At 68.8% G+C, this 22,031-nt stretch carries 22 protein-coding genes; 10 read left to right on the forward strand and 12 right to left on the reverse strand.

The genetic code is table 11. From position 1 onward, the window contains the following. Positions 1-25: 25 nt before the first annotated feature. The 3 genes from fba to L3V85_RS32260 form a co-directional block, all read right to left on the reverse strand. Positions 26-1,090 carry a class II fructose-bisphosphate aldolase gene (gene fba, locus L3V85_RS32250; RefSeq protein WP_093242768.1) on the reverse strand — a complete coding sequence of 355 codons (1,065 nt, stop codon included), beginning with the start codon at positions 1,088-1,090 and terminating at the stop codon, positions 26-28. Positions 1,091-1,156: 66 nt separating this feature from the next. Further along, positions 1,157-2,095 (reverse strand): alpha/beta hydrolase, encoded by a 939-nt coding sequence (locus L3V85_RS32255; protein ID WP_237676650.1) that lies wholly within the window; start codon positions 2,093-2,095, stop codon positions 1,157-1,159. 35 nt (positions 2,096-2,130) lie between these two features. Beyond that, positions 2,131-2,616 carry an Lrp/AsnC family transcriptional regulator gene (locus L3V85_RS32260; RefSeq protein WP_237676651.1) on the reverse strand — a complete coding sequence of 162 codons (486 nt, stop codon included), beginning with the start codon at positions 2,614-2,616 and terminating at the stop codon, positions 2,131-2,133. Between the two features lie 136 nt (positions 2,617-2,752). Here L3V85_RS32260 and L3V85_RS32265 point away from each other — a divergent pair, with 136 nt between their 5' ends. Further along, complete coding sequence (locus L3V85_RS32265; RefSeq protein ID WP_237676652.1) at positions 2,753-3,769, forward strand: 1-aminocyclopropane-1-carboxylate deaminase; 1,017 nt, start codon at positions 2,753-2,755, stop codon at positions 3,767-3,769. 7 nt (positions 3,770-3,776) lie between these two features. Here L3V85_RS32265 and pyk read toward each other — a convergent pair whose 3' ends face one another. From pyk to L3V85_RS32280, 3 genes are all read right to left on the reverse strand, one after another. Further along, complete coding sequence (gene pyk / locus L3V85_RS32270; RefSeq protein ID WP_237676653.1) at positions 3,777-5,225, reverse strand: pyruvate kinase; 1,449 nt, start codon at positions 5,223-5,225, stop codon at positions 3,777-3,779. 87 nt (positions 5,226-5,312) lie between these two features. After that, the gene (locus tag L3V85_RS32275; RefSeq protein ID WP_237676654.1) at positions 5,313-6,506 is read right to left on the reverse strand and encodes a phosphoglycerate kinase; all 1,194 of its coding nucleotides are present in this window, start codon (positions 6,504-6,506) and stop codon (positions 5,313-5,315) included. 91 nt (positions 6,507-6,597) lie between these two features. Continuing rightward, entirely contained in the window at positions 6,598-7,503 is a 906-nt protein-coding gene (locus tag L3V85_RS32280; protein ID WP_237676655.1) for a LysR family transcriptional regulator, read from the reverse strand. Between the two features lie 91 nt (positions 7,504-7,594). Here L3V85_RS32280 and L3V85_RS32285 point away from each other — a divergent pair, with 91 nt between their 5' ends. The 6 genes from L3V85_RS32285 to L3V85_RS32310 are packed head-to-tail and all read left to right on the forward strand — an operon-like array spanning position 7,595 to position 13,111. Next, complete coding sequence (locus L3V85_RS32285; RefSeq protein ID WP_237676656.1) at positions 7,595-8,134, forward strand: VOC family protein; 540 nt, start codon at positions 7,595-7,597, stop codon at positions 8,132-8,134. Next, positions 8,127-9,248: an alpha/beta hydrolase family protein gene (locus L3V85_RS32290; protein ID WP_237676657.1), complete on the forward strand. Its 1,122-nt coding sequence runs from the start codon at positions 8,127-8,129 to the stop codon at positions 9,246-9,248. Before L3V85_RS32285 ends, L3V85_RS32290 begins: the two co-directional genes overlap by 8 nt. Before the next feature lie 7 nt (positions 9,249-9,255). Then, a complete protein-coding gene (locus L3V85_RS32295) occupies positions 9,256-10,908 on the forward strand; it encodes an FAD-dependent monooxygenase (protein ID WP_237676658.1) in 1,653 nt (550 codons plus the stop codon). Continuing rightward, on the forward strand, positions 10,905-11,111 hold the full coding sequence (locus L3V85_RS32300) for a DUF2783 domain-containing protein (RefSeq protein WP_237676659.1): 207 nt from the start codon (positions 10,905-10,907) through the stop codon (positions 11,109-11,111). The genes L3V85_RS32295 and L3V85_RS32300 overlap by 4 nt, the downstream gene beginning before the upstream one ends. Continuing rightward, positions 11,108-12,085 (forward strand): MBL fold metallo-hydrolase, encoded by a 978-nt coding sequence (locus L3V85_RS32305; protein ID WP_237676660.1) that lies wholly within the window; start codon positions 11,108-11,110, stop codon positions 12,083-12,085. The genes L3V85_RS32300 and L3V85_RS32305 overlap by 4 nt, the downstream gene beginning before the upstream one ends. A gap of 54 nt (positions 12,086-12,139) precedes the next feature. Then, a complete protein-coding gene (locus L3V85_RS32310) occupies positions 12,140-13,111 on the forward strand; it encodes a Bug family tripartite tricarboxylate transporter substrate binding protein (RefSeq protein WP_237680696.1) in 972 nt (323 codons plus the stop codon). A gap of 9 nt (positions 13,112-13,120) precedes the next feature. Here L3V85_RS32310 and L3V85_RS32315 read toward each other — a convergent pair whose 3' ends face one another. The 5 genes from L3V85_RS32315 to def form a co-directional block, all read right to left on the reverse strand. Beyond that, complete coding sequence (locus tag L3V85_RS32315; RefSeq protein ID WP_237676661.1) at positions 13,121-13,459, reverse strand: AzlD domain-containing protein; 339 nt, start codon at positions 13,457-13,459, stop codon at positions 13,121-13,123. 94 nt (positions 13,460-13,553) lie between these two features. Beyond that, complete coding sequence (locus L3V85_RS32320) at positions 13,554-14,294, reverse strand: AzlC family ABC transporter permease (RefSeq protein ID WP_237676662.1); 741 nt, start codon at positions 14,292-14,294, stop codon at positions 13,554-13,556. Next, positions 14,294-15,250, reverse strand: a complete 957-nt coding sequence (gene fmt / locus L3V85_RS32325; protein WP_237676663.1) for a methionyl-tRNA formyltransferase — start codon at positions 15,248-15,250, stop codon at positions 14,294-14,296. Before fmt ends, L3V85_RS32320 begins: the two co-directional genes overlap by 1 nt. Next, positions 15,247-15,759 (reverse strand): hypothetical protein, encoded by a 513-nt coding sequence (locus L3V85_RS32330; RefSeq protein WP_237676664.1) that lies wholly within the window; start codon positions 15,757-15,759, stop codon positions 15,247-15,249. Before L3V85_RS32330 ends, fmt begins: the two co-directional genes overlap by 4 nt. A 2-nt stretch (positions 15,760-15,761) precedes the next feature. Then, positions 15,762-16,280 (reverse strand): peptide deformylase, encoded by a 519-nt coding sequence (gene def / locus L3V85_RS32335; protein ID WP_237676665.1) that lies wholly within the window; start codon positions 16,278-16,280, stop codon positions 15,762-15,764. A gap of 159 nt (positions 16,281-16,439) precedes the next feature. Here def and L3V85_RS32340 point away from each other — a divergent pair, with 159 nt between their 5' ends. The 3 genes from L3V85_RS32340 to L3V85_RS32350 all read left to right on the forward strand — a co-directional run bounded on the left by L3V85_RS32340 (position 16,440) and on the right by L3V85_RS32350 (position 19,508). Further along, a complete protein-coding gene (locus L3V85_RS32340) occupies positions 16,440-17,660 on the forward strand; it encodes a LysM peptidoglycan-binding domain-containing protein (protein WP_237676666.1) in 1,221 nt (406 codons plus the stop codon). Between the two features lie 33 nt (positions 17,661-17,693). Continuing rightward, positions 17,694-18,884: a DNA-processing protein DprA gene (gene dprA, locus L3V85_RS32345; RefSeq protein WP_237676667.1), complete on the forward strand. Its 1,191-nt coding sequence runs from the start codon at positions 17,694-17,696 to the stop codon at positions 18,882-18,884. Between the two features lie 105 nt (positions 18,885-18,989). Next, entirely contained in the window at positions 18,990-19,508 is a 519-nt protein-coding gene (locus L3V85_RS32350; protein ID WP_237676668.1) for a DUF494 family protein, read from the forward strand. A 13-nt stretch (positions 19,509-19,521) separates the two neighbouring features. Here L3V85_RS32350 and L3V85_RS32355 read toward each other — a convergent pair whose 3' ends face one another. Next, positions 19,522-21,921 (reverse strand): DUF1631 family protein, encoded by a 2,400-nt coding sequence (locus L3V85_RS32355; RefSeq protein ID WP_237676669.1) that lies wholly within the window; start codon positions 21,919-21,921, stop codon positions 19,522-19,524. Between the last annotated feature and the right edge of the window lie 110 nt (positions 21,922-22,031).

Below are 22,031 nucleotides of genomic sequence, written 5' to 3' on the forward strand. Positions count from 1 at the left end.
TGGCCTTCGAATCGCGGGGAGGTTTTTAAACGACTTCCTGAGCGAGTTCGCCCTTGGCGTACTTGGCGGCGACCACCTGCAGCGTGTCGCCCTTGATCTTGGCGCCCTGGCCTTCGCAGCCGAACTCGATGTAGCGCTGCTTGCAGATCTGCTTGGCGGCTTCGCGGGCGGGCTTGAGCCACTCGCGGGCGTCGAACTTCTCGGGGTTCTCGAACAGGAACTTGCGCACCGCGCCGGTCATGGCCAGGCGGATGTCGGTGTCGATGTTGATCTTGCGCACGCCGTGCTTGATGGCTTCCTGGATTTCCTTGACGGGCACGCCGTAGGTTTCCTTCATGTTGCCGCCGTACTGGCGAATGATGGCCAGCAGCTCCTGCGGCACGCTCGACGAGCCGTGCATCACCAGGTGGGTGTTGGGAATGCGGCGGTGGATTTCCTTGATGCGGTCGATCGCCAGGATGTCGCCGGTGGGCTCGCGCGTGAACTTGTAGGCGCCGTGGCTGGTGCCGATGGCGATGGCCAGCGCGTCGATCTGGGTGCGCTTGACGAAGTCGGCGGCCTGCTCGGGGTCGGTGAGCAGCTGTTCGCGCGTCATGGTGTCGTCGGTGCCGTGGCCGTCTTCCTTGTCGCCCTTCATGGTCTCGAGCGAGCCGAGGCAGCCGAGCTCGCCTTCGACGGTCACGCCCAGGCGGTGGGCCATGTCGGACACCTTCTTGGTGACGTCGACGTTGTAGTCGTAGCTGGCGATGGTCTTGCCGTCCGCCTCGAGCGAGCCGTCCATCATGACCGAGCTGAAGCCCAGGTCGATGGCGCCCTTGCAGACGTCGGGGTTCTGGCCGTGGTCCTGGTGCATGACCAGCGGGATGTTCGGGTACTGCTCGATGGCGGCCTGGATCAGGTGCTTGATGAAGGCTTCGCCGGCGTACTTGCGGGCGCCCGCGCTGGCTTGCAGGATGACGGGCGCGCCGGTTTCCTTGGCGGCCTCCATCACGGCCTGGACCTGTTCGAGGTTGTTGACGTTGAAGGCCGGAATGCCGTAGCCATTGGCTGCGGCATGGTCGAGCAGTTCGCGCATCGAGACGAGTGCCATGGGGAAATACCTCGCGGGAAATTGGAAAAAAGAGAAGGCTGGAAGGCGGGAAAAACTACCTCGATTCTACCGAGGGGCCTTGTCGGACGGCACTGACGCCAACCCGAGGAATTCCATGACCGGCGGCAGCACCGGCCCGCCCAGCCACTGGATCGGCCTGGCAAAGGCGCCGATCAGCGTCACGTGGCTCAGGTTGTCGAACAGCCTGACCTGCACCGGCACGCCCGCCGCGCGCAGCGCAGCGGCCATCTGGCCGGTGTTGCGGTCGGGGTAGACCAGGTTGTCCTTGGCGGCGGCCATGAGCAGCGCGCGCGGCGCGGCCGGCGTGACATGCGCGAGCGGCTGCGAGTCGGGCGGGGTATTCGGCCAGTTGAAGGCGGCCTGCGCCTGCGGGTCGCCGATGGGCAGGAAGTCGTAGGGGCCGGCCAGGCCGATCCAGCCGGCGAGCTGCCTCGGGCTGGCGCCCACCTCGGCCAGCCAGCGATCGTCCAGCGCCACCATAGCGGCGTTGTAGCCGCCCGAGCTGTGGCCCATCACGTAGACCTGCTTCGGGTCGGCGCCCAGCTGCGCGGCGTTGTCGAGCGCCCATTTCACGGCCAGGGCGCTGTCGCGCACGAACACCGGGTAGGTGAAGGCGGGCGACAGGCCGTAGTCGGGAATCACCACCACCGCGCCGCGCGCGGCCAGCGCCTCGCCCACGAAGCGGAAGCTCGCGCGGTCGCCGGTGGTCCAGGTGCCGCCGAAGAAGAACACCACCAGCGGCCGCGCGCCCCGGGCCGGCCGGGTGGCCGGCAGCGGCTGGTACACGTCGAGCACCTGGCGCGGCGCCTGGCCGTAGGCGATGCCGCCCTGGAACTGGTAGGTGTCGGAGGGCACCAGCCGGTCGAGCACCTTGACGGGGGAACACGCCGCGAGCACGGCGGCGGCGAGAGCGGTGAGGGTGGTGAAGAAAGCGCTGCGGCGCCGGCGAAGGGATGCGATGGAGGCGAAGGTGGGAAGGCTCATCGCAACAGTACGCGCGCGGCCCGCCGCCGGTTTCGTCAGATGGGGAGCTGCGTGGTCGACAGCACCTGCTTCAACACGACGAAGGTGCGGATCTGGCGCACCCCCGGCAGGTACAGCAGTTGCTCGGCGTGCAGGCGGTTGAAGCTGTCGTTGTCGCGGGTGCGCACGAGCATGAAGTAGTCGAACTCGCCGGTGACCACATGGCATTCGAGGCAGCCCGAGACCTTCTGGGCGGCTTTTTCGAAGTCGGCGAAGGAATCGGGCGTGGAGCGGTCGAGCACCACGCCGATCATCACGAGCATGCCGAGGTCGAGCGCGTCGGCATCGAGTAGCGCGACGATGCCCTTGATGAGCCCGGCCTCCTTCAGCCGCTCGACCCGGCGCAGGCAGGCGGCGGCGCTGAGATTCACCTTGGCGGCCAGCGCCACGTTCGACAGCGAGGCGTCGCGCTGCAGGGCGCGCAGGATGGCGCGGTCGGTGCGGTCCAGCTCCGGCGCGGTACGCAACTTTGTTGTGCTCATCGGAAGTTTTACGGACTGAAAGTTCTGATAACTGCCATCCTGCCTTTTTTTCCGCCGGAAATCCATTGATCTTCGCAAGCACGTTGCGAGCCCTTCTTCCTACGATCGAGGGCTTCAACGCACCGGAGCTGCCCTCATGAACCTGAAGAAGTTTCCCCGCCACGCCCTGACCTTCGGCCCGACGCCGATCCATCCGCTGAAGCGGCTGAGCGCCCACCTGGGCGGCAAGGTCGATCTCTATGCCAAGCGCGAGGACTGCAACAGCGGCCTGGCCTTCGGCGGCAACAAGACGCGCAAGCTCGAGTACCTGATTCCCGAGGCGATCGAGGGCGGCTACGACACGCTGGTGTCGATCGGCGGCATCCAGTCGAACCAGACGCGGCAGGTGGCCGCGGTGGCAGCGCACCTGGGCATGAAGTGCGTGCTGGTGCAGGAGAACTGGGTCAACTACTCCGACGCGGTGTACGACCGCGTGGGCAACATCGAGATGTCGCGCATCCTGGGCGCCGACGTTCGGCTCGACGCCGCGGGCTTCGACATCGGCATCCGCAAGAGCTGGGAAGACGCCATGGAGAGCGTGCGCAAGGCCGGCGGCAAGCCGTTCCCCATTCCGGCGGGCTGCTCGGAGCATCCGCGCGGCGGCCTGGGCTTCGTGGGCTTCGCCGAGGAGGTGCGCCAGCAGGAGGCCGAGCTGGGCTTCAAGTTCGACTACATCGTGGTCTGCTCGGTGACGGGCAGCACGCAGGCCGGCATGGTGGTGGGCTTCGCGGCCGATGGCCGGGCCGACCGGGTGATCGGCATCGACGCCTCGGCCAAGCCGCAGCAGACCTTCGAGCAGATCGTGCGCATCGCCAGGAACACGGCCGAGCTGGTCGAGCTGGGCCGCGACATCACCGAAAAAGACGTGGTGCTGGACCGCCGCTTCGGCGGCCCCGAATACGGCCTCCCGAACGAAGGCACGCTGGAAGCCATTCGCCTGAGCGCGCGCTTCGAGGGCATGCTGACCGACCCCGTGTACGAGGGCAAGTCGATGCACGGGATGATCGAGAAGGTGCGGCTCGGGGAATTCCCGGCGGGCTCGAAGGTGCTGTATGCGCACCTGGGCGGGGTACCCGCCCTGAACGCCTACAGCTTCTTGTTCCGCAACGGCTGACCGGGGGTCAGCTCGCGCGGCAAATCTTCAGCATGTTGGTGCCGCCCGGCGCACCCATCGGCTCGCCGCAGGTGATGGCGTAGACGTCGCCAGTCTGCACGATGCCGCGCTTCTTCAGGTGGTTCTCGGCCTGCAGCAGCGCGGTGTCGCGGTCGCTTTCCGAGTCCATGAGCAGCGGGCGCACGTTGCGGTACAGCGCCAGCTTGCGCTGGGTGGCCAGCCGCGAGGTCAGCGCGTACATGGGAATGTGCGCGCGGTGGCGGCTCATCCACAGCATGGTGGCGCCCGATTCGGTCAGCGCCACGATGGCCTTGGCGCCCAGGTGGTGCGCGGTGAACAGCGCGCCCATGGCGATCGACTGGTCGATGCGGCTGTAGGCCTTGCCGCTGAAGTCGGCGTCCAGCGTCTTGTCTTCGGCCGCTTCGGCGGCTTCGCAGATGCGGCTCATCTCCTGCACGGTCTCGAGCGGGTAGCGGCCCGAGGCGGTTTCGGCCGAGAGCATCACGGCATCGGTGCCGTCGAGCACGGCGTTGGCCACGTCGCTCACCTCGGCGCGCGTGGGCACGGGGTTGGTGATCATCGACTCCATCATCTGGGTCGCGGTGATGACCACCTTGTCCATGTCGCGCGCCATGCGGATCATCTTCTTCTGCAGCGCGGGCACGGCCGCGTTGCCCACCTCGACCGCGAGGTCGCCGCGCGCGACCATGATGCCGTCGCTGGCGCGCAGGATTTCTTCCAGCTTGGGAATGGCTTCGGCCCGCTCGATCTTGGCGATCATGCCGGGCTTGTGGCCGAACTCGGCGGCCGCCACGTTGCACAGCTGGCGCGCCATTTCCATGTCGGTGGCGTTCTTGGGAAAGCTCACGGCCACGTAGTCGGCCTGGAAGCTCATCGCGGTCTTGATGTCCTCCATGTCCTTGGCCGTGAGCGCGGGTGCCGTGAGGCCGCCGCCCTGCTTGTTGATGCCCTTGTTGTTCGACAGCTCGCCGCCCAGCTTGACGGTGGTGTGCACCGCCTCGCCCTTGACGGCGTCGACCGTGAGCACGATGAGGCCGTCGTTCAGCAGCAGCCTGTCGCCGGGCTTCACGTCGCGCGGCAGGTCTTTGTAGTCCAGGCCCACGGCATCGACGTCGCCGGGCTCGGTGCGCGAGGCATCCAGCACGAACTTGGCGCCCGGCTCCAGCCAGACCTTGCCCTGCGCGAACTTGCCGACGCGGATCTTGGGGCCTTGCAGGTCGGCCATGATGGCCACTTCGCGGCCCGTCTTGCGGGCGGCTTCGCGCACCATGGCGGCGCGGTCGATGTGGTCCTGCGCCGTGCCGTGGCTGAAGTTCAGCCGCACCACGCTGACCTTGGCCAGGATCATCTTTTCCAGCAGTTCCGGCGTGTTGGACGCCGGACCGAGCGTGGCAACGATCTTGGTGGCGTGGCGGGGGATGCGGTCCGTGCTCATGAAGGTAGTCTCCGTTTTGTATTCGCTACTGTATACACTTTGTGTGTCTGACGGAAGTCACCCGCACGGGCTTTCCCGCCGCCGGCGTCAGCCGGCCGCGCGCTTGGACAGGATCTCGAAGGCCGGCAGGGTCTTGCCCTCCAGCACTTCCAGGAAGGCGCCGCCGCCGGTCGAGATGTAGCCGACCTGCTTCTCGATGCCGTACTTGGCGATGGCCGCCAGCGTGTCGCCGCCGCCGGCGATCGAGAACGCGCTGCTCTCGGCAATCGCCTGCGCGATGGCCTTGGTGCCGCCCGCGAAGGCGTCGAACTCGAACACGCCCACCGGGCCGTTCCAGACGATGGTGCCGGCCTCGCGCAGCTGCGTGGCGAGCTGGGCTGCCGTCTTGGGGCCGATGTCCAGGATCAGGTCGTCGTCGGCCACGTCGCTCGCGTCCTTGACGGTGGCGGCCGCGTCGGCCGCGAAGGTCTTGGCCGTGACCACGTCCACCGGGATCGGCACGTCGGCGCCGCGCGCGCGCATGGCGTCGATCACGGCCTTGGCCTGGTCGACCAGGTCGGGCTCGGCCAGCGACTTGCCGATCTTCAGGCCGGCGGCCAGCATGAAGGTGTTGGCGATGCCGCCACCCACGATCAGCTGGTCGACGTTGGCCGACAGGCTCTCGAGGATGGTGAGCTTGGTGCTGACCTTCGAGCCCGCCACGATGGCCACCAGCGGCCGCTTGGGCTGGGCCAGCGCCTTGGTGATGGCGTCGATCTCGGCCGCCAGCAGCGGACCGGCGGCGGCGATCTTGGCGAACTGCGCGATGCCGTAGGTGGTGGCCTCGGCGCGGTGCGCGGTGCCGAAGGCGTCGTTCACGTAGATGTCGGTGAGCGCGGCCAGCTTGCGGGCCAGCGCTTCGTCGTTCTTCTTCTCGCCCTTGTTGACGCGGCAGTTCTCGAGCAGCACGACCTGGCCGGGCTTGACGTCGACGCCGTCGACCCAGTTCGCGACCAGCGGCACTTCACGGCCGAGCAGCTCGCCCAGGCGCCTGGCGACGGGGGCCAGCGAGTCTTCGGGCTTGAACTCGCCTTCGGTCGGACGGCCCAGGTGCGAAGTGACCATCACGGCCGCGCCGGAGTCGAGCGCCAGCTGGATGCAGGGCACCGAGGCGCGCACGCGCGTGTCTTCGGTGATGTTGCCGGCGTCGTCCTGCGGCACGTTGAGGTCGGCACGGATGAAGACGCGCTGGCCGGCGGCCTTGCCCTGTGCGCAGAGGTCGGTGAATCGAATGACGTTCATGGGTCTGGAGGAGGTGAAAGACGGGTCGGCCTGCATTGTAGGTTTGGCCCTGTCGCGGCCCTGAGCGTCCCTTGCGGCAGTCCGATGCTTTTCAGGCCTCCTGCTGCGCCCTGGCGAACTGCTCCAGGATCTCGACGAAGCCCGTGGCTGCCGGCGAGAGGCTGCGCCGGGCCGCGCTGTAGACGCATACCTCGCGGTGGAAGTCGGGCGATTCGAGCCGCACCATCCGCAGCCCGTGGGCGCGCACCAGCGGCGCGGAATAGGTCGGGCACACGGTCAGCCCCAGCCCCGACGCCACCATGCCCAGCGCGGTGGTCATGTACGACACCTCCTGGGTGCCGGGGCGCAGCATGTAGTCGCGCTCTGCCGGGGCCAGCTCGGGCAGCACCCGCTGGCGGAAATCGCGCGTGGGCGCGATGAAGGTGTAGGGCTCCAGCTCGTGCCAGCGCACCTTGCGGCGGTTGGCGAAGGCATGGCCGGGCGGGCAGATCAGCCAGTGCCGGTCGCGCAGCAGCGTGCGGCGCTCGATGGCGCCGTCCACCGCCACGTCCTGGCCCACGGCCAGCTCCACGTCGCCGGCGCTCACGCCCGCCAGCAGGTTCTCTGGCAGGGTGTCGGCCAGGCGCACGTCCACGTCGGGGTACTTCTCGCGGTAGACGGCGATCACGCGCGGCATCAGCGTGCAGGCCATGAGCTGCGGCGCCGCAAGCCGCAACAAGCCTTTCTTCTTGTCACGCAGGTCGGTGACGCCGGCCACCGCGCCCGCCAGGTCGCCGAGCAGCCGGTGCACCGACGGCAAGAACTCGCGCCCCGCCTCCGACAGCTGCACGCTGCGGGTGTTGCGGTCGAGCAGCTGAACGCCCATTTCGCGCTCGAGCTCGCGCACCAGCACGCTGAGCGCCGACTGGGTGAGGTGCAGCTGCTGCGCGGCGGCGGTGAAGCTGCCGCTCTCGGCCACGGCGGCGAAGGCGCGCAACTGGCGCAGGGTGAGGTTCATATATATGGTTATTTCATCAATCGATGAATTAATTTCGATTGCATCATAAGACCCGGCATCGCCCAATACCGGCTCACCGGAGACACGAGCCATGCCAACCCCACCACCGCCCGTGCGCGGGCTGCACCACTTCGCCTGGCGCTGCCGCGACAGCGAGGAAACCCGCCGCTTCTACGAAGACCTGCTGGGCCTGCCGCTGGCGCACGTCATCAAGAGCGACCACGTGCCGAGCACCGGCGAGTACTGCCCCTACGTGCACATCTTTTTCCAGATGCGCGACGGCTCGTACATCGCCTTCTTCGACCTGGGCGACGACATCGCCGCCCTGCCCTCGCCCAACACGCCCGCATGGGTGAACCACATCGCGCTGCGCGTCGATTCGGTGGACGACCTGCTGGCCGCCAAGGCGCGGCTCGAGGGCGCCGGCGTCGAGGTGCTGGGCGTGACCGACCACCACATCATCGAGTCGATCTATTTCTTCGACCCCAACGGCATCCGCGTGGAGCTGACCACGCCGACCGTGCCACAGGCCGAGATGGACGCGCACGCCCTGCGCGCCCATGCCGACCTGGACGCCTGGACCGCGCGCAAGGCCGAACTTCGCGCGGCAAGGAGTGCGCCGAATGCCTGAGCTGCAACTCGCCGTCATCGACGTGAAGCCCGGCGCCTCGATGGAGAGCCAGTCGGGCCTGCAGCTGCTGCGCCCGCGCATCTACGGCGCCTACCAGGCACCGCAAGGGCCGAAGAAGGTCGCGGCCATCGTGATGCACCCGACCAGCAACTTCATGGGCCACTACCTGATCGGCCCGCTGGCCGAGCGCGGCATCTGCTGCATGGGCCTCAACTCCCGCTTCGTGGGCAACGACACGGTGCTGCTGATGGAGCGCGCCATTCAAGACCTGGGCGCCGGCGTGCAGTACCTGCGCGCGGCCGGCTACGAGAAGGTGTTCCTGGTCGGCAACTCCGGCGGCGCCGCGCTCTCGGCCTTCTACCAGGCGCAGGCCGAGAAGCTCACCGCCACGCACCTGCCCGACGGCGACCCGACGCACCTGCACCCGGGCGACCTGCCGCCCGTGGACGGAATCGCGCTGTGCGCCGCTCACCTGGGCCGCACCCGGCTGATGCGCGACTGGATCGACCCCTCGGTCACCGACGAGCACGACCCGCTTTCCGTGAACCCCGAGCTCGACATGTACGACCCGCGCCACCGCGTGCCCTACGACAGCGACTTCCTCGCCCGTTTCAGCGCGGCGCAGAAGGCGCGGCTGGACCGCATCGAGCAGTGGTGCGTCGACCGCCTCGCGCTGCTGCGCGGCACGAAGGGCGCGCCGCGCGACCAGACCTTCATCGTCTACCGCACGCATGCCGATCCGCGCTGCGTCGACCTCTCGCTCGACGCCAACGACCGCCTGCCCGGCAGCGTGTGGGGCGACGCGCGGCAGGTGAACTACTCGGCCAACGCGATGGGCCGCACCACCTCGCTCACGGCCTTTCTCTCGCAGTGGTCGTCGCGCTCGCAGGCCGACGGGCCGACCAACCTCGCGCGCACCACGGTGCCGAAGCTGCTGCTGACCTACACCGGCGACCAGTCGACCTTCCCGAGCACGCGCGACGCGTGGATGGCGGCGGGCGGATCGCGCATCCGCAATGTCGACATCGTGGGCGGCAACCACTATCTCGCGGGGCAGCCCGAGCTGATTCCCCAGGCGGCGGACGCCATCGCCGAATTCGCGCACGCGCTGTAGAAGACCCATGGAAAACTTTGCATTCGCACCGGCCTACGAGCTGCCGGTCTGGCCCTTCACGCCCCCGCCCGAGCTGAACAGCGCGAAGCTCGTACGCCACCCGATCGTGATCGTCGGCGCCGGCCCTTCGGGTCTCACGCTGGCCTGCGACCTCGCGCAGCGCGGCGTGCATGCGGTGCTGCTGGACGAAGACGACACCGTGGGCGTGCGCGGCGCCTCGTCGCGCGGCATCTGCTATGCGCAGAAGAGCCTGGAAATCTTCGAGCGCCTGGGCATCTACGAACGCATCGCGGCCAAGGGCATCACCTGGTCGTTCGGGCGCACCTTCTCGGGCGAACAGGAGGTCTACAACTTCAACCTGCAGACCGACAGCGTCTCGAGGCAGCCGCCCTTCATCAACCTGCAGCAGTTCTACGTCGAGTGGTTCTTGGTCGATCGCATCCTCGAGCTGGGCATGACCGACGTGCGCTGGAAGAGCCGCGTGACGCGCGTCGAGCAAATGGCCGACGGCGTGCGCCTGGAGATCGAGACGCCCGCCGGCAGCTACGCCATCGAGGCCGACCGGTTGATCGACGCGACCGGCGCCAACAGCCCGATCCGCGCGCAGCTGGGCATCGAGGCGCATTCGTCGCGCAGCACCGACCGCTGGTGCATCAGCGACGTGCGCTTCAAGAAACCGCTGCCGACCGAGCGCTGGACCTGGGTCGACGCGCCCTTCAACGAAGGCCGTGGCGTGTGGCAGCACCTGATGGCCGACGGCGTGTGGCGCATCGACTACCAGATGCCGGAAGACTGCGACACGGCCTACATCAGCAAGCCCGAGGTGGCCGGCGCGCGGCTGCGCGAGCAACTGGGGCCGGACGTGGAGTTCGAGTTCGTGTGGATCGGGCCCTACGGCTACCGCGACCACCTGCTGGACAGCTTCAGGCACGGCCGTGTGTTCTTCATCGGCGACGCGGCGCACGTGGTGAGCCCCTTCGGCGCGCGCGGCGGCAACAGCGGCATCCAGGACGCGGCCAACCTCGGCTGGAAGCTCGCGCTGGCCGCGCAGGGCAAGGCCGGCGACGCGCTGCTCGACAGCTACGACGCCGAAAGGCAGCCGGCCGCCAGGCAGAACCTGCAGGTGACGAGCCGCTCGGCGCGCTTCCTCGCGCCGCGCTCGCCGGCCGAGCACACGCTGCGCCGCGCCGTGGTGGCGCTGGCCGCGCGCCATCCGTTCGCGCGGGCGCTGGTCAACACCGGACGCATGTCGGTCGCCAACGACTACCCGCCCGCGCCCGTGCTGCCCGAAGGCGCGCGCACGGTGCAGAACCTGCCGCTGCACTGGGCCGACGGCCGCGAGACGACGCTGATGCAGCTGCTGGCCGAAGGCACGCAATGCATAGGCCTGTGGTTCGCGCCGACGCGCGAGCAGGCGCTGGCCGCCCTCGACGCCACCGCCGCATTGCCGTTGCGCCTGCTGGCCGTGGGCGGCGAGAGCGGCCTGCCCACGCTGCGGCCCGACGACAGGCTGGCGGCCCATCTCGGCATGGATGGCGCGGGCGGCTTCGCGCTGGTGCGCCCCGACGCCTACCGCGCCGCCCTGCTCTCGAACGCCACGCCGCAAGCCATCGCATCCGCGGCACGCACCGCGCTCGCCCACGACGACAAGACCCCATGAACACAGCGCCCCGCATCCCCGACCCCGACGGCTTCTATGCCGCCCTGCTCGCCGCGCACGAGGGCCTGAGCGAAGCGCACAGCGCCGACCTGAATGCTCGCCTCGTGCTGCTGCTGGCCAACCAGTGCGCCGACCAGGAGGTGCTGCTGGCCTGCATCCGCGCGGCCGCCGAAGACAACCCCACGACCGACCCCACACCATGACCGCCAACGTTTCTTTCGCTTCCGCCTCGGACACCCGCGAGCAGAAGCCCCGGCTGCGCGAGCTCGCGCCCGGTGCCTACGGCTACATCAGCGACTTCGACCCCAACTGCGGCTTCGTGGTCGGCGACGACCAGGTGGTGCTGATCGACACGCGCCCCACGCCGCGCATGGCGCGCGACTTTCTCGCGGCCATCCGCACGGTGACCGACAAGCCGATCAAGACCATCGTGCTCACCCACTACCACGCGGTGCGCGTGATGGGCGCGAGCGCCTTCGGCGAGGTGGAGCAGATCATCGCGAGCAACGGCACGCTCGACTGGATCCGCACGCGCGGCCAGGCCGACTTCGATTCGGAAGTGGGCCGCTTCCCGCGCCTGTTCGCAGGCGTGGAAGAGATCCCGGGCCTGACCTTCCCGACGACGAGCTTCCAGGGCGAGATGAGCCTGTGGCTCGGCCCCCGCCCCGGCACCGGCCGCGAGCTGCGGCTGATGGCGCTGGGCCGCGGCCATTCGAGCGGCGACACCGTCGCCTGGCTGCCCGACTGCGGCGTGCTGTTCTCGGGCGACGTGGTCGAGAACCACTGCGGCGTGTACGCGGGCGACGCCTACATCGGCGACTGGGCCGGCACGCTCGACGCGGTGCGCGCGCTGAACCCGCGCGTGCTGGTGCCGGGCCGTGGCGCGGTGCTGCAGGACGAAGCCGCCTGCGCCGAGGCGATCGGACTGACCAAGGCATTCCTCTCGACGCTGCTGGACAGCGTGAAGGCCGGCATCGCCGCGGGCGACACGCTCAAGGGCTGCTTCGCGCGCGCCGAGGCGGCCATGACGCCGCGCTTCGGCAACTGGCCCGTGTTCCAGCACGTGCTGCCCTTCGACGTGTCGCGCGCCTATGACGAGCTGCGCGGCATCGAGCACCCGGTGGTGTGGACCGCCGAGCGCGACCGCGAGCTCTGGCAGGTGCTGCGCGGCGAATGACCTGACCCCAACCGATTTCGAGATTCAAGACAAGCAACGGAGACAAAAGACATGATGAAACGCTTCCTTCCCCTGCTGGCCGCGGCCCTCGCGCTGGCCACCACCCTCGCATCGGCGCAGCCGGCGGCCTACCCGAGCCAGCCCATCAAGTGGATCGTGCCGTACGCGGCCGGCGGCGGCACCGACAACCTCGCGCGCTCGCTGGCCGAGGCGATGCAGCCTTCGCTGGGGCAGCCGCTGATCATCGACAACCGGCCGGGCGCGTCGACCAACATCGGCGTGTCGGTGATGATGCAGGCCAAGCCCGACGGCTACACGGTCATGCAGGCCGAGAACGCGGCGCTGCTGTTCAACGAGCACATGTTCGTGAAGCTGCCCTACAAGCCCGCGACCGACTTCACCTACATCGGCACCATCGGCCGCTTCCCGGTGGCGCTGGTGGTGCACCCCGACTTTCCCGCGAAGAACGTGGCGGAGTTCGTGCGCTACGTGAAGGCCAACCCCGAGAAGGTCAGCTATGCGTCGCCGGGCAACGGCTCGCCGCACCACATGGCGATGGAGCTGTTCAAGCAGAAGGCCGGCCTGAGCATCGTGCACGTGCCGTACAAGGGCGCCGCGCCCGCCATGTCCGACGTGATGGGCGGCCAGGTGCCGGTGATGATGCTGGACCTGGCCTCGGGCCTGTCGATCATCAAGTCGGGCAAGGTGCGGGTGCTGGCCATCGCGCTGCCGCAGCGCGCCAATGCGCTGCCCGAGGTGCCGACCTTCGTCGAGGCCGGCTTCCCCGATGTCAACGCCTACGCCTTCCACGGCCTGATCGGCCCGGCCGGCATGCCGCCGGAAGCGGTCGCGCGGCTGAACGCCGAACTGCACAAGGCGATGAAGGCGCCGAAGGTGGTGAAGCTGTTCGCGGACTTCGGCTTCGAGGCGCTGCCGGGCACGCCGCAGGACTTCTACAAGCTCTCGCGCGCCGAGAGCGAGCGCTGGGGCAACATCATCAAGACAGCCGGCGTGAAACTCGACTGAAGACGCGAACTACCAGCCGAGGCCCAGGTGCAGCGGCAGGTAAACCGCCATGCCGGCAAGCATGGTGCCGAGCACGCCGCGCCGCCAGTAGTAGTAGGCCGCGCCGACGACCGCCGCATACAGGCGGGCGTCGTGCAGCGTGCCGATGAGGTGGCCCTGCGTCATGACGATCTCGGGCGCGATCACGCCCGCGAGCGCGGCGGCCGGCGCGTAGTGCAGCGCGCGGTGCGCCCACTCGGGCAGGCCCCAGGGGCGGTCGAGGATGAAGAAGAAGCAGCGCGTCAGCACGGTGACGAGCGCCAGCCCGACGATCACGCCCAGGGTCCACAGGTCGGTGGTGCCGCTCATCGGATGGCCTCCCCCAGGCTTCGCGCACTCCGCGCCGCTTCGCCTCCCCCCTCCAGCCGGAGGGGGCGAGCGCCTTCGGGCGGCCGGGCGGCGCTCACTTGTCGTCCTCCGCGGTGGGGTCGAGCCCGAACTGCTTTTCGAGCCAGAAGCACAGCAGCACCGCGACGCCGATGGCGACCACGATGTTGAGCTTCAGCGGCAGCGCGTAGGCGGCCACGGCGGTGGCGCCGGCGATCAGCGCGGCCAGCACGCGAAGCCGCGTCGTCGCCATCGAGCACACGATGGCCACCAGGCTCAGCACGCCCGCGAAGCCCAGCCCCCAGCTCTGCGGAATGAAATTGGCGAGCGCGACGCCCAGCATGCTCATGCCCATCCAGGCGCACCAGGTCACGAAGTAATTGCCGGTGAGGTAGGCCTCCTGCGACTGCTGCTCGGCAATGGTGAGCGGCGGCTTCTGGTATTTCTTGGTGAAGAGCGCATAGCTCATGTCGGCCGTGAGATAGCCGTGCAGCATGCGGCGCCAGCGCGGCATGTGCATGAGGTAGGGGCGCAGGTGCAGGCTGAACACGACGAAGCGCAGGTTCACGCAGAAGCCGGTGGCCAGGATCACCCAGGCCGGCGCGCCCGCCGCCAGCAGCGGAATGGCCGCCAGCTGCGAGCTGCCCGCGTAGACCAGCAGGGTCATCGCGACGGCCTCGATCACGCTCATGTCCGACTTGACCATGGCCACGCCGGTCATGAGGCCCCAGGCGCCGATGCCCAGCGCCACGGAAGACATGTCGCGCACGCCGGCCCGGAACTCGGGCCGCGAACGGATGGCGGTCGACAGGAACATCAGCCGAACACCTGCCCGGGCTTCAGGTCGAAGCCGCGCAGGAAATCGGCCACGGGCAGGCGCTTTCCGCCCGCGCGCTGGAGTTCGGTGATGGTGACTGTCGAGCCGGAAGCCGCCACGGCCACGCCGGCGTCGGTGACGGCCAGGATCGTGCCCGGCGTGGCCGAGGCCCCGGCGGCCGGTGCCGCGTGGGCGGCCCAGAGCTTGATGGTCTCGCCGTCGAGCGGGCTGTTGGCGCCGGGGAACGGGTCGAAGGCGCGGATGCGCCGCACGATGGCGTCGGCCGGCAGGGTCCAGTCGATCAGCGCTTCGTGCTTCTCGACCTTGTGGGCGTAGGTGATGCCTTCGGCGGGCTGGGGCGTGCGGACGAGGCCGCCGATGTTCGCCAAGGCCTCGACGATCATGCGCCCGCCCAGCTCGGCCAGGCGGTCGTGCAGGCACGCGGTGCTGTCGTCGCCGATGTCCAGCGACTCGCGCAGCAGCATGTCGCCGGTGTCCAGGCCCGCGTCCATCTGCATGATGGTGATGCCGGTCTGCGTGTCGCCCGCCTCGATGGCGCGGTGGATCGGCGCGGCGCCGCGCCAGCGCGGCAGCAGGCTCGCGTGGATGTTGAGGCAGCCGTGCGCCGGCAGGTCGAGCACCCACTGCGGCAGGATCAGGCCGTAGGCGGCGACGACCATCACGTCGGGCTTCGCGGCCAGCAGGGTGTCGCGCGCGGCCGAGGCTTCGTCCGGGTACTTGCCGTCCAGGCGCAGGCTGCGCGGCTGGGCCACCGGCCAGCCATTGGACACGGCGCACTGCTTGACGGGGGAAGCCTGCAGCTTCATGCCGCGGCCGGCGGGGCGGTCGGGCTGGCTCATCACCAGCACGATCTCATGGCCGGCGGCGGCAATGGCCTCCAGGGCGACGCGAGCGAACTCGGGCGTGCCCGCGAAAACGACGCGCAGGCGGCTCAATCGCGGATCCGATCGAGCTCGAGATCGTCCCCCGTGTGATAGCGCCGGACCACGCCGGTCGGATCGATGTAGATGTACAGCATGCGGCGCTCGTTCACGGCCTTGTAGCGCCAGGTCCAGACGGCACCGTCGAAGGAACTGACGCGGGAGATTTCATAGGGGCGGCCGTAGAAGGCCATGACATCGTCCTGGCGCCACTGGTTGACCTTGATGTCTTGGCCGAAGCGCGCCTCGCTGAGCACCTGCGTCACCGAGACGACCTTGCCGGTGGCGTCGACGTCGATGTCGGTCACCTCGAAGCCGGCGGGCATGCGCGAGTACTGCAGCCGCTCGCCGCCGCCATTGAGCGGATAGCGGCCCGTGGGCGCGCCCAGCCGCTGCAGCGTTTCGGCGGCCGAGGCGCCGGGCTGTACGCGCGTGGGTTCATTCGCGCAGCCGGCCAGCCCCAGGCCTGCGGCCGCGAAGACCGCCAGGGTCGCGAAGGTGCGAAGGCCGCGCTTCATCGTCATGTTCAGGCCCGTTCCCGCAGTTCTTCGCGCTGCTGCTTGAGCAGCTTGCTCTTGATGCGGTTGCGCTTCAGGGGGGAGAGGTATTCGACGAACACCTTGCCCAGCAGGTGGTCGAGTTCGTGCTGGATGCACACGGCCAGCAGGCCGTCGGCCTCGATGCTGCGGCTCTCGCCGTTCTCGTCGAGCGCCTGCACCTTGACCGAGGTCGAGCGCATCACGCCGTCGTAGATGCCGGGCACCGAGAGGCAGCCCTCTTCGTTCAGCACCTTCTCGTCGCTGGCCCAGGTGATTTCGGGGTTGATGAGCACGATCGGCTCGTTGCGTTCCTCGGACACGTCGATGACGACGAGGCGCTCATGCACGTCGACCTGGGTTGCTGCCAGGCCGATGCCGTTGGCGTCGTACATTGTTTCCAGCATGTCGGCCACCAGCGCCTTGATGCGCGCGTCGACGCCCTGCACCGGCTTGGCCACCGTGTGCAGGCGCTTGTCCGGGTAACTCAGAATGATTCGTTTGGCCATGAAATCGGGGGGAAGTTGTGGCTATTTTCGCCAATTCCGCGACGCGACGGGCCCCGCAGGCCCGAAAACGTTGCCCTGCCAAGGGCTTCAGCGCAGAATTCGTAGCAAATTGTGAGATTCGTATGCGCAGCGATACGTCGCGCGCTCACCCATCCAGACATGAAAAAGCTCAGATCAGCTGAACGCCAGCGCCCCCCCTTTCTTGCCACGCTCACCGCCCTGGCGGTGCTTGGCAGTTGCGGCGCCACGACGGCCTGGGCCCAGAACTACCCGGTCACGCCGCAGCAGCGCGCCACCGCCCAGCAGACCGCCCAGACCGGCGTGCCGCTGAGCGAACTGGCGCCCAACGCGCCCGACGAATACACCATCAAGCCCGGCGACACCCTCTGGGCCATCTCCCGCCTGTACCTGCTGCGCCCCTGGCGCTGGCCGGAACTGTGGGGCATGAACATCAACGAGATCGCGAACCCGCACCGCATCTACCCCGGCCAGGTGCTCTACCTGGACAAGACCGGCGGTCGCGCCCGCCTCACGACCACCCGCCGCGGCGGCTTCAGCGGCGACGGCGGCACCATCAAGCTGTCGCCGCGCACCCGCTTCGACTCGCTGGCCGGCATGGCGCTGCCCACGCTCAACCCGAGCATCATCGAGCCCTTCCTGAGCGAGCCGATCGTGGTCGACGCCGACACGCTCGACAGCGCGCCGCGCATCGTGGCCGGCAACGACAACCGGGTTCTGCTGTCGCGCGGCGACCGCGCCTATGCGCGCGGCAACGCCAATTCGCCGCTGCTCGAGGCCCCCGGGCCGGTGCAGAGTTTCCGCGTGTTCCGCAGCGCCACCCCGCTGAAAGACCCGGGCACGGGCGAAATCCTCGGCTACGAGGCGCAGTACCTGGGCAAGGCCCGGCTGCAGCGCGGCGAGTCGACCACGGTCGAGACGGTCGAGGACAAGGACGTCATCACGGTCGTGCCCGCCACCGTCGACATCATCGCGTCGCGCGAGGAAATCCGCGCCGGCGACCGCCTGCTGCCCGAGCCGCCGCGCCAGCTGCTGAGCTACGTGCCGCGCGCGCCCTCGACGCAGGTCGAAGGCCGCATCATCTCGGTCTACGGCAACGCGGTGCAGTTCGCGGCGCAGAACCAGGTGGTGGCCATCAACAAGGGCACGCGCGACGGCATCGACAACGGCCACGTGCTGGCCATCCTGAAGAACGGCGAGACCATCCTCGACCGCACGGGCGCCCGCAAGGAAACCATCAAGCTGCCCAACGAACGCATCGGCCTGCTGATGGTGTTCCGCACTTTCGAGAAAGTGTCCTACGCGCTGGTGCTCGAAATCAACGACACTCCGCGCGCCGGCGACTTCCTCGTCAATCCCTGACCTGCGGCTCCGGCTCTTTCGCACATTCGTCGTTTGGAACGCGCAGAACTCGCAGGCTGGCTGCGACTTTCACTGACGCCGGGCATCGGTGATGGCACCGCTCGCCGGCTCCTTGCGGCGTTCGGGTTGCCCGAACGCGTCTTCGCGCAGCCGGCGCATGCGCTGCGCGAAGTGGTGTCGCTCGCGCAGGCCGAAGCGCTGCAGCAGCCGCCCGCCAACCTCCAGGCCCAGATCGATTTGACCTGGCAATGGCTGCACAACACCGACAACGGCAACTGGCGCCGGCTGGTCACGCTCGGCGATGCCGGCTACCCGGCCTCGCTGCTCGAAATGGCCGACCCGCCGCCGATGCTCTACGTGCTCGGCGCCGCCGACTACGACCTGACGCAGTTGGGCCACAGCATCGCGGTGGTGGGCAGCCGCAACCCGACGCCGCAGGGCGCCACCAATGCACGCAGCTTCGCGCGGGCGCTCGGCGAAGCCGGCCTGCCGGTGGTGTCGGGGCTGGCGCTGGGCGTGGACGGCGCGGCGCACCAAGGCGCGCTCGACGCGGCCGACGCAGCTGGCGACGAGCCCCGCTTGGCCACGGTCGCCGTGGTCGGCACCGGGCTCGACCGCGTCTACCCGGCGCGGCACCGCGACCTGGCGCACCGCATCACGCTGCAGGGCCTGATCGTGAGCGAGCTGCCGCTGGGCACCCCGCCGCTCACGCAGAATTTTCCGAAGCGCAACCGGCTGATCGCCGGGCTGGCGCGCGGCACGCTGGTGGTCGAGGCGGCGCTGCAGTCGGGCTCGCTGATCACCGCGCGGCTCACTTCGGAGCAAGGCAAGGAAGTGTTCGCGATACCGGGCTCGATCCATTCGCCGCAATCGCGCGGCTGCCACGCGCTGATCCGGCAGGGCGCCAAGCTCGTGGAGTCGGTGAACGACATCCTCGAAGAGCTGCCGCCGCTGCAACTCGCGGGCGGCGCGTCGTCCGCATCGCAGCGCAAGAGCGGCAATGGCAACGGCAGCCACACTGCCGCCGACGCTGAAACGCAGGCACCGTCGGCCGAGGCCCCGTTGCTCGAGGCCCTGGGCTTCGACCCGGTCAGCCTCGATGCGCTGAGCGCCCGTACCGGCTGGAGCGCGGCGGCGCTGCAGGCCAAGCTGCTATCGCTCGAACTCGACGGCCATGTCTCGCGCCTGCCCGGCGGACTCTTCCAGCGATCGGCCGTCAGCTAGCCGATCCGCGTCCACTCGACTGTCCGTTCGCGTGGAGAGGAAAAGTGATGTGAAGTGCATGAAGCCCGGGGGCGAGCAGCCACTTCCTGGGCTATATTGGTGCGCATGTTCGAAGTACTTGTTTTTGTCTACGAGAACTACTGGCGCGGCGATGCATGCCCCGAACCCGAACAGCTGGGCCGCAAGCTCAGTGCGCACGGCTTCGAGGCAGAAGAGATCCGCGAAGCCCTTCACTGGCTCGACGGCCTGAGCCTTGCAACGCAAGGCATGCAGATCGAGCACCACGCCGACGACGCGGCCTCGGCCACCGTCACGCTGGGTGGTGCACCCGAAGCAGCCCTGCCCCAATCCGACGACGCCATGCGCGTCTATTCCCAGGCCGAGCAGGACCACCTCGGTGCCGAGTGCCTGGGCTTCATCCGCTTTCTCGAATCGTCGAACGTGCTGCCTTGCGGGCTGCGCGAGATCGTGGTCGAGCGGGCGATGGCGGCGCCGGGCGATCCGGTCGCGATCGACGAGTTGAAGATCATCGTGCTGATGGTCCACTGGAGCACCGGCATCGAGCCCGATGCGCTGGTGCTCGACGAACTCTGCGAGAGCCGCGAGGGGCGCACGGCCCACTGAGCTCGCCTTCCGGCTAGTTCAGCAGGCGCTCCGGGTTGGCGTCCAGCTTGGCCAGCGCTTCGCGCGTGGCGCGCACGGTGAGCGTTTCTTCCTCGGCCGGCACCAGCAGGCCGGCCTGCAGATACATGGCCAGCCGCCCGGCCTGGATCAGGAAGCTGCGTCCGTCCGCCGAGGCGAACAGGTGCAGCTGCTTGCGGTCGCTGCGCCACACGAACTGCACCTGGCTCACCCGGTCGTTGTGGTCGAGCATGAACCAGTTGCCCACCTGCAGCTCATGCGCCCAGGCGAGCATGTCCTCGGCCACCTTGGCGCCGGCGGCATCGGGAATGACCTCGATCGAAGCCGCGTCCACGCCGAGCAGCAGCTCGATGCTGTGGGCGTCGAGCGGCAGGTCGGAGGCACCGCCGACGTCGGTCACGAAGTCTTCCAGGTGCGTCAGCCGCTCGGCCATGGCTTCGATCTTGGCCTGCGGAATCGCCTCGGTCTTCGACATGAAGGCGTCGGACAAGGTGGCGCCGATGATCTTGATGTGCGCTTCCTGCGGCTCGTCGACGATGCCCAGCAGCGCCATGCCCTGGCGCAGGCGCTGCAGCAGCTGCGGCAGGTCCTGGATGACGCGGGCGCGATCGGTGCGATTGGGCTTGGCACTGGCGGCCCACACCAACTCGGAGGCCACGCGCTTGAGCATGACCGTCTGCTCGCCCTGCGCGCCGTAGCGCAGCGCGGCAATGGCCAGCACCTCGGCCCAGATCTTGAAGAGAAACTCCCGGATCTCGTCGCGCACCGGCATGTCGTTCAACATCTTGCGCAACTCGATGGTGTACTGGATCGCCATCGTTTCCTTCTGCTCGACCTGCTGCGCCACGCTCATCACGCGCTGCGTGGTGTCGCTCTGCGTCAGGTAGCGGTTGAGGAAGGCGACGAATTCGTCGAACACCAGCTTGAACACGCGCTGGCCGGTTTCGGGGTACTGCTCGATGACCTGCACCACGCGGCGGATCTCGCCTTCGAGCGCGCTACCGGTGATGGCCGCGGCGTCGAAGCCCATCACGCACGAGCCCATGCGGTCGATCAGCATGCGCGCGGGGTGCTGCAGGGTGCCGAAGAACTCGGGCTCGGCGATGGCCACGCGCAGCACCGGCATCTGCAGGCGCGCGAACCACACGCGTGCCGAAAAAGGAATGCGCTCCTCGGCCAGGATGGCCTGGAACATCAGCGCGACGATCTCGACCGTGGCCTTGTCGGCGGTGGTCGGTGCACGCTTTTTCAGTTCGGCGGTGCGCTTGCGCAGGTCGACGGCGGTCTGCTGCATCAGCGTGGCCTGCTCGCCGGGCGCGTCCATGTACTGGGTGGCGGCCATGCGGTAGGCGACTTCGGCATCGGCGATGGCACCGGCGAAGGTGCGCGAGAACACGCGCGGAACCGTCGGGCCGCCGCCCACGCCGCCACCGCCACCTGCGCCGACATCGGTGGCGCGCCCGTCCGGGTTCGCCGCCTGGTAGTGCCCCGCGCCGCCGCCGCCCGTGTCGCCGCCGATGCGCGCGGTCACGAAGCGCTTGAGGCTGAGCAGCGCGGTTTGCGCGCGCTGCCGCGCGATCATGAGCGGCGAGCCGCCGGTGGTCGCCGGCGGCGCCGCGGCCGAGGGCACCGACCCTTCGAACCCGAATCCGGGCCGCTGGGCGCTGTGGGGGCCGCCGGACATGCTGCTGTCGCGGGCCATCGGGCCGCCCGACGTGGCCGTGCCGCCAGGACCGCCGCCGCCGCTGCCCGTGCGCCGCACGAAGCTCTTCAGATCGATCTCCTGCATCACGCCGTTGGCGACCAGGAACACGTTGGCGTCCTTGTAGGCCTTGACGATCACGTCGACCAGCGCCTGGTGCACGGTGTCCTGCACCCGGGTCCACATGCCGCGGCTCAGACCCGCGCCGAGCCATTGCTCGACCAGCAGCTTGGCCAGCGTCTCGGGTCTGAGCACGTCGCGGGCGTCGAGCTCGGTGGTGCCTTCGAGGTGCTGGATGCGAAGGCGCAGGTCGCTCAGCTCGAAGCTGGCCTTGTCGTGGATCACTTGCGCCAGGCGCGACGAGAGGATGTTGCTCTCGACCTCCTCGTCGCCGATGAGCTCCAGGCGCAGCGCCGAGGACGTGGCCGCCGCGCCGCCGCCGGAAGATGCCAGCGCCTTGCGCCAGCCGGTCTGCGCAAGCGACACCCAGCGGGTGCCCTGCCCCTGGAACGCCACGAAGTCGTCGCGGTGCTCCTGCATGGCGCGGGCGTTGCCGGCTTCGGAGGCCAGCGTGGTCAGCCGGTCGCGGATCGCGCGGGCCAGCGGCACGATCGCGCCTTCCGTGGCCGTCACGAAACGCTCACGCGTCTCGCGAGCGAGCTGCAGGGAAGAAGCGGACCGCGCAATGCTCATTGAAAAGTCGGAAAGGCCTGGGTGTTCGGTTTAACGGCAACAACCGCGAGCTTGCATCGGGATGCGCAACCGCACAAGTGTGGAGAGTGCGCGGCCCCGGCCGCTTGATT

The sequence above is a fragment of the Variovorax paradoxus genome, assembly GCF_022009635.1.
In the GTDB taxonomy this organism is placed as follows: domain Bacteria; phylum Pseudomonadota; class Gammaproteobacteria; order Burkholderiales; family Burkholderiaceae_C; genus Variovorax.